Annotated in this window: 4 protein-coding genes; 2 read left to right on the top strand and 2 right to left on the bottom strand. The window is 72.7% G+C overall.

What is annotated here, in order from left to right:
- Positions 1-184 precede the first annotated feature (184 nt).
- Both ACWEOZ_RS41355 and ACWEOZ_RS41360 read right to left on the bottom strand, forming a co-directional pair.
- On the bottom strand, positions 185-2638 hold the full coding sequence (locus ACWEOZ_RS41355) for a glycoside hydrolase family 3 N-terminal domain-containing protein (protein WP_451916149.1): 2454 nt from the start codon (positions 2636-2638) through the stop codon (positions 185-187).
- A 40-nt stretch (positions 2639-2678) separates the two neighbouring features.
- Positions 2679-4997 (bottom strand): glycoside hydrolase family 9 protein, encoded by a 2319-nt coding sequence (locus tag ACWEOZ_RS41360; protein WP_451916151.1) that lies wholly within the window; start codon positions 4995-4997, stop codon positions 2679-2681.
- Positions 4998-5202: 205 nt separating this feature from the next.
- Here ACWEOZ_RS41360 and ACWEOZ_RS41365 point away from each other — a divergent pair, with 205 nt between their 5' ends.
- Together ACWEOZ_RS41365 and ACWEOZ_RS41370 are read left to right on the top strand one after the other, a co-directional pair.
- The gene (locus ACWEOZ_RS41365; protein WP_451916150.1) at positions 5203-7590 is read left to right on the top strand and encodes a PEP/pyruvate-binding domain-containing protein; all 2388 of its coding nucleotides are present in this window, start codon (positions 5203-5205) and stop codon (positions 7588-7590) included.
- 88 nt (positions 7591-7678) lie between these two features.
- Positions 7679-7799: twin-arginine translocation signal domain-containing protein (locus ACWEOZ_RS41370; RefSeq protein WP_451916152.1), on the top strand; the 121-nt coding region annotated here is incomplete at its 3' end.

Here is a 7799-nt window from a genome sequence, read left to right on the forward strand (position 1 = left end):
TGTGGGCGGCGATGCGATCTCTCGCGCAGAAATCGGCGGACCCGGTCAGAGGCTCCCGCATCATCAGCAACGTATATGGACCGGAATTTAACACGGATGGTCGGTTCGCAAGGCCTCCGAGCGTGAGGGGCCGGCCGGGTCCAGACCCGGCCGGCCCCCGCGGTGAGGGAGTGCGCCTACCGCCTCAGGCGATCGTGCACGTCGTGCCGTTGAGGGTGAACGACGCCGGGCGCGGGTTGGTGGATCCGCGGTTCGCGTTGAAACCGAAGGTCACCGTCGCGCCCGGGGCCAGCGACGGGCTCCAGCTCTCGCCGGTCGCCGTCACCACCGTGCCGGTCTGGGTCACCCGGGCCGACCAGCCCTGGGTGACCTGCTGGCCCGCCGTGTAGGACCATTGCAGGCTCCATGCGCTGACCGCCGCCGTACCCGTGTTGGTCAGCGAGACCGAGCCGGTGAAGCCGGCGCTCCAGTCGCTCGTGGAGTACGCCACCCGGCAGGTCCCGCCCGCGGGGGTGTCGCCGGCCGAGGTGGTCACCGCCAGCGCCGTCGAGCGGGCCGAGCGGTTGCCGGCCGCGTCCCGGGCCGCCACCGTGAACTCGTAGCGGGTCGCGGCGCTCAGGCCGGTGACCGCGTACGAGGTTGTGGTGGGCGAGCCGATCAGGGTGCCGTCGCGGTAGACGTCGTAGCCGGCCAGGCCGCTGCCGCCGGTGTCGGTCGAGGCCGGCCAGGTCAGCGTCAGCCCGGTGGCGGTCACCGCGGTCGCGGCCGGGGTGCCGGGCACGCTGGGCGCGGCGGTGTCGGCCGGGGTGCTGCTGTAGGTCAGGCCGTAGCCGTACGCGAACAGCGGCGTCTTGCCGTCCCCGTCGTTGATCGGCTGCTGGCTCGCCGACTGCATCCAGGTCATCGGGAGCTTGCCGGTCGGCGCGTAGTCGCCGAACAGGACGTCCGCCACGCCGGCGCCCTCGCTGCCGGGCAGCCAGGCGGCCACCAGGGCGTTCCAGTTCGGCAGCTCGGTGGCGATGTCGAGCGGGCGGCCCGAGACCAGCACCACGATCACCGGTACGCCCGCGGCCCGCAGCCGCGACAGCGTGGCCAGGTCGGTGGCGTCCAGGCTCATCGAGCCGACCCGGTCGCCCTCACCCTCGGCGTACGGGGTCTCGCCCACGACGGCGATCGCCGCCCGGTACGAGCTGTCGATGCCGGTGCCGTCGCGCTGGTAGGTCACCGTGGCATTGCTGCCCACCGCGCTGCGGATGCCCTGCAGGATCGACGTGCCGGGGTAGGTCGACCCGCTCGCGCCCTGCCAGGTGGTGGTCCAGCCGCCGGCCTGGTTGCCCAGGTCGTCGGCGCTCTTGCCGGCCACGAAGATCTTGCCGCCGGACTTGGCCAGCGGCAGCACCCCGCCCGCGTTCTTCAGCAGCACCTGCGACTTGCGCACGGCCTCGCGGGCCAGGGCTCGGTGCGCGGCGCTGCCGATGGTGGACGCGTACGTGCGGTCGGCGTACGGCTTCTCGAAGAGTCCCAGCTCGAACTTCTTGGTCAGGATGCGCCGGTTGGCGTCGTCGATGCGGGCCATCGGGATCTGCCCGGCCTGCACCGCCGCGCGCAGGTAGCCGAGGAACTGCTGCCAGTCGTTCGGCACCATGATCATGTCAAGGCCGGCGTTGATCGAGGCGGCCACCTCGGCCTGGGTGAAGCCGACCTGGCCGTCGATCTGGTCGATCGCCGCCCAGTCCGACACGGTGAACCCGGTGAAGCCGAGCTCACCCTTGAGCAGGTCGGTGATCAGGTACTTGGAGCCGTGCAGCTTGGTCCCGTTCCAGCTGCTGAACGAGATCATCACCGAGCCGACGCCCCGGTTCACCGCGGCGGCGAACGGCGGCAGGTGCACGGCCCGCAGTTCGGCCTCGGTGAGCTGGGTGTTGCCCTGGTCCGTGCCGCCGGTGGTGCCGCCGTCCCCGACGTAGTGCTTGGCCGTGGCCAGCACGGACGCCGGGCCGTTCAGCGCGGTGCCCTGCAGCCCGTCGATGACGGTGGTCATCGCCGTGGCGATCTCCGGCTTCTCACCGAACGACTCGTACGTGCGGCCCCACCGGTCGTTGCGGGCCACGCACACGCACGGCGCGAACGTCCAGTCCTGCCCGGCCCCGGTGACCTCCTCGGCGGTGGCCCGGCCGATCCGGGCGGCCAGGTCGGGGTCGCGGGTGGCGCCGAGACCGATGTTGTGCGGGAAGATCGTCGACCCGAGCACGTTGTTGTTGCCGTGCACGGCGTCGATGCCGTAGATCATCGGGATCTGCAGCGGGGTGGCCAGGGCCCCGCGCTGCAGGTTGTCGTACATGTCGGCCCAGGCCGCCGGGGTGTTCTGCGCGGGGCCGGAGCCGCCGCCGGAGAGCACCGAGCCGACCCGGTACTGGGTGAGCTGGGCCGGGCTGATGACGGCCCGTTCGGCCTGGGTCATCTGGCCGATCTTGTCGTCCAGGGTCATCCGGGCGAGCAGGTCGGTCACCCGAGTGGCGACCGGCAGGGCCGGGTCCTGGTAGGGCAGGACCGCGGCGGACGCGGGCGGTGGCCCGAACGCCGCCAGGGCGGTCACGGTGGTCGCGGCACACAAGGCCGCGCGGAGGGCAGTTCGCATGGGGTCCTGTCTCTGCTGGTGGGAAGCGGGGGAACGGGGCTCAGGCGATGGTGCAGGTCGCGCCGTTGACGGCGAAGGCGGTGGGCCTGGGGTTGGTCCCGGTGTGGGTGCCGTTCATGCCGAAGCTCACCGAGGCGCCCGGGGCCACGGCTGCGTTCCAGCTCGCGTTGGTGACGGTCACCTGCGTACCGGTCTGGGTGGCGGTGGCCGACCAGGCCTGGGTGATCTTCTGCCCGGCGGTGTTGGCGTAGGTCAGCGACCAGCTGCTGAGCGGCGCCGTGCCGGTGTTGGTCACGGTGACGTTCGCGGTGAAGCCGGCACTCCAGTCGGTGGTGCTGTAGGCGACCCGGCACGGTCCGCTCGGCCCGGTGCTCGGCGTGACCGACGGGGTGGCCGACGGCGTGACCGACGGGGTCGCGGACGGCGTGACCGAAGGCGTGACGGACGGGGTGACCGAAGGGGACGGTCCCGGTCCGGTGCCGGGCTCGTTGCCCCACACCCGGGTCGTGCCCTCGTAGAGCGGGACACCGGTGTTCGCTCCGGCGGCCGCCTGGTACGACGGGTCGTCGGCCGGATCCCACGTGCCGCCCTCGACCACTCCGATCTTGAGCTGCACCTCCATCCGGTGCGCCGACTGCCCGGCCGGGGCGATGGTGTAGCCGGTGCAGTCCACCTCGACGTACCAGACGTCGCCGGCGTACTGCTTGGCCGCGGTCGGGCCCGGGCACCCCTGCGTGTACGGCGTGCTGACGGTCAGCGCGGCGTCCCCGTCACGGGTGAAGTAGTAGCGGAACTTCGCGGCGGTCAGGGCGCGCGCCGGGAAGGCCGACTTGTTGTAGACGATCACCTTGACCCCGGTCGAGCGGGTCTCGTTCTGCATCACCGTGGTCTCCACGGACAGTTCCGCCAGGTCCGGCTTCTCGGCCTGCGGGAAGTTGGCCGCGGGCGCCCCGCCGTACTCGCCGTAGAGCCGGGCCACCGCCGAGGTGAAGCCGGCGTTGTAGTCGGTGGCGACCTCGTTCATCACGTAGTCGCCGCGGCTGTCGGTGTACGCGTCGTCCGGCGCCGAAGGGCCGCCCACGAGAGCGCCGTACAGCACGTGCCGGGTCTGTTCGGGCACCTGCTGGCTGTCCCACCAGGACCCGTGCGCGGTGCGGTGGTGCGGGTTCTTCGGCGCGTTGGCCCCGAAGCCGATGACGTAGCTGGACTTGCGCGGGTTGGCGCCCAGCGCGTAGTCGATCTGCTTGACGGCGAAGTCGTGGTAGCGCGTCTTGCGGGCCGCGTCGGCCAGGTGGTCGCTGTGCACGAGCGCGACGAAGGCCGTGTTGGCCGCGTACCGCAGGGCGCCCCAGGTGTCCACGACGACCATCCCGCCGGGGGAGGTGCGGACCTTCTCGCCGTTGACCCCGACGGTGAACCAGTCCAGCCACCGGTTGGCGTCGTCGAGGTACTTCTGCTTGCCGGTCAGCTGGGCCAGCAGCACGTAGCTGCCGTACTGCTTGTTGTCCCAGGAGATCGTCCACTTGTACATCTTGGTGTTGGTCTGGTTCTCGTTGCCCTGCGCGTCGTACCCGGCCTCGGCCTTGGCCAGGTAGGCGGCGTCGCCGGTGGCGCGGTGCAGCCAGATCGCGCCCCACACCAGCTCGTCGGCGTAGCCGCTCCAGGACTTGTAGTACGACGTCGCGTCGGTGATGCACTCGTGGTAGCTCTTCCGGACCGTGTCGGCGAAGGTGTAGAGCTGCTTGGCGTGGGTGAGCAGGGTGTCGGCGTACCCGGGATCGGTCGCGCGGAAGACCATCGAGCTGGCCGCCATGGCGGCCGCCGTCTCCGCGGCCAGCTCCGTGCCGCCGCAGCTGGCGTCGATCTTGTACGCGGGCCGCGCCATCGGCAGCACCTCGGCCGGTCCCCACCACTTGTGGTCGGCGTCGCCGTTGCCGACCTGGCCGTAGAGCACGTTCGGGGCCGGGTGGGCCTTGATGAAGTAGTCGTTGGGCACCCGCAGGTTGTTCAGCAGGTGGGTGAGCTGGCCGGAGGCGGCGTAGGCGTCCCGGTTCTCCACCGCACCCCAGGCCAGCATGGTGGTGCTGAACGCCATGGGCAGGCCGAACTTGACGTGGTCTCCGGCGTCGAACCAGCCGCCGGTCAGGTCGAGGCCGACGTCCGAGCCGTCGCGCAGGGCGGAGTCGCCGCGCCAGGAGACCCGGTTCCAGGCGGGTTTGCGCCCGGCGACCTGGGCCTCGTAGAAGAACAGGGACTTCTGCAGGGCCTCGCCGTAGCTGTAGGTGGGGGCGGCGGCCGCGCCGGAGGGCGCGGCCAGCGCGATCCCGAGCGAGGCGAGCAGCAGGCCGACGAAGGACATGAGGAGATAGCGGCGTGAGGGGGACAACGGTGGGCTCCTGTCCGGGGTATGGGAGCGCTCCCATATCGCTGTGCCTCGATTTAACCCGCAGATGACGAATGTGTGAAGCCCTGATTTCGAAGCGGCACGTTCTTTGCATTGCAGTCGTATCGCCAAATGGCTAGGGTGGTCACGTTGCAGTCGTATGGCGATGGCGGGGGGCCGGATGTCGGTAATCGCGTTGTCCGAGGTGCGGGCCGGGACGCAGGAGCTGGTCGGCGGCAAGGCGGCCGGGCTGGCCGAGTCGATCCGGCACGGCGAACGGGTGCCGCCGGGCTTCTGCGTCACGACCGAGGCCCACCGGCGCGGCGTCGTCCCGGCCGCCGAGATCCTGGCCGCGTACGAGAAGCTCGGCGAAGGCCCGGTGGCGGTGCGCTCTAGCGCGACCGCCGAGGACCTGCCCGGCGCCAGCTTCGCCGGGCAGCACGACACCGTCCTGGACGTCGTCGGCGCCGACGACCTGCTCGCCGCGATCGAGGCGTGCTGGGCGTCGCTGCACAGCGCCCGGGCGGTCGCCTACCGCGACGCCCACGGCATCGCCGGGGACACGGTCCGGATGGCGGTGGTCGTGCAGCGGATGGTCGACGCCGCGGTGTCGGGCGTGCTGTTCACGGCCAACCCGCTGACCGGCAACCGCACTGAGATGATGGTCGACGCCGCCCCCGGTCCGGGCACCACTGTGGTCGACGGCAGCGCCCCGGTCGACCACTACCTGCTCGGCCCGGCCCCGCCGCCGGCCACGGGGTGCGTGCCGCCCGAGCTGCTCGGGCGGTTGCGGTCGGTGGGGGAGCGGCTGCAGGAACGGGCCGGCGGCCCGCAGGACGTGGAGTGGTCGGTGGACCGCTCCGGCACGCTGTGGCTGCTGCAGTCGCGGCCGATCACCACCTTGTTCCCGCTGCCCCCGCGGACCGGCCCGGAGCCCCGGGTGTACGTCGAGTTCGGTCACGTGCAGGGCATGCTCCAGCCGGTGACGCCCATGGGCCTGTCCACCCTCAAGGCCCGGATCGCCGGCATGCTCGCGGCCCTCGGCGTGCGGGCGGAGATCGTCGACATCGGCGGGCGGCTGTACGGCGACCTCACCGACCAGGCACGCCACCCGTCCGCCCGCAAGCGCCTGATCAAGCTCATGGCCGTCGATTTCGGTCCCCGCGCCCAGGCGGCCATGGCGTACGTCCTCGACGACCCCCGGTTCGCCCCGCGCAAGGGCGCCGCACCCCGCGCCGCCACGCCGTCGCTGCGCACAGCCCGGCGCGCGGTCACCGGCATCGTCGGCGCCCTCGCCCGCCCCGAGGCCGCCCGCGTCCGGATGGGCCGGGCCGTCGAGCAGTTACGGCTCGCCGCTGTTCCCGCGGGAGAGCTGCGCACCGCTGCGGACCGGTTGCGCTACCTCCGCGACAACGGGTCGGGCGACGGCGCCGACGCCATCACCTGGCCGATCGTCGCCGGCATGCTGGCCGCCACCCTGCCGCACCAGCTGCTCAAGGGCGTCGCGACCGCGGACGAGATCCACGCCGTGCTGGCCGGCATGCCGCACAACGTCACCATCGAGATGGACCTCGCCCTCTGGCGGCTGGCCCAGGGCGCCCGGCCGCACCGCGAGCTCCTGCTGGGCACGCCCCCGGACGTGCTCGCCTCCCGCTACCTGGCCGGTGACCTGCCGGAGGTCGGCCTGGCGGCGTTCCTCGACCGGTACGGCCACCGCGGCGTCGCCGAGGTCGATCTCGGCGTCCCCCGCTGGTCCGAGGACCCCGCGCCGGTCTTCGCCATGATCGCCAACTACCTGCGGGTGACCGACCCCGAGCAGGCCCCCGACCGCCGGTTCGCCCGGGCCGCCGCCACCGCCGAGGCCACCCTGACCGACCTCGTCGCGCGGGCCGGCCGGCGCCGGCCGGTGCGGGGCCGCCTCGCCGGTTTCCTGCTGGGCCGGGCCCGTTCCCTGGCCGGCCTGCGCGAGACGGGCAAGTTCGCCGGCCTGTACCCACTGCGGGAGATGCGCCGGCAGGTGCTGCTGCTCGGCGCCGACCTGACCGCCGCCGGCCGCCTCGACCGGCCGGACGACATCATGTTCGTGACCCTCGACGAGGCCGGCACCGACGCCGATCTGCGCGAGGTCGCCGCCGCCCGCAAGCTGGTGCACCAGCGCGAGTCGCGGCGCCGGACGGTCCCGGTCGCGCTGCTGTCCGACGGCACCGACGTCGAGGCGGTGCTGCCCGTGCCGCCCGCCCGCGACGGCGCGTTGCAGGGCGTGGGCGCCTCGGCGGGCCGGGTCAGCGGACCGGCCCGGGTGGTCCGTGACCCGGCCACCGCCCACATCGAGCCCGGCGACGTCCTGGTCGCGGCGACCACGGACCCCGGCTGGACCCCGCTGTTCCTCACCGCTGCCGCGCTGGTGACGGAGACCGGCGCGATCATGGCGCACGGCCCGACGGTGGCCCGCGAGTACGGCATCCCCGCGGTGATCTCCGTACCCGGCGCCACCGAGAGGATCACCACCGGTCAGCTGATCACCGTGGACGGCGCCACCGGCACCGTCACACCCGCCAAGATCACCTGAGCGGCGTCTCAGCGGCTCAGCCGGCCCACAGGAAACCCCGCGCAGTCTGTTCGTCGACAGAGGACAGCGACGAGGAACGGGGACAACGATGCGCTGTGACGGACAACAGGTGAGCCGGCGGTCGGTGCTGGCGGGCGGTGCGGGAGTGGCGGCCGCGGCGCTGCTGCCGACGGCGGCCACCGCCTCGGGCCGGGCCGGCGAGCGCGGCG

The organism is Actinoplanes sp. NPDC004185, from assembly GCF_053603475.1.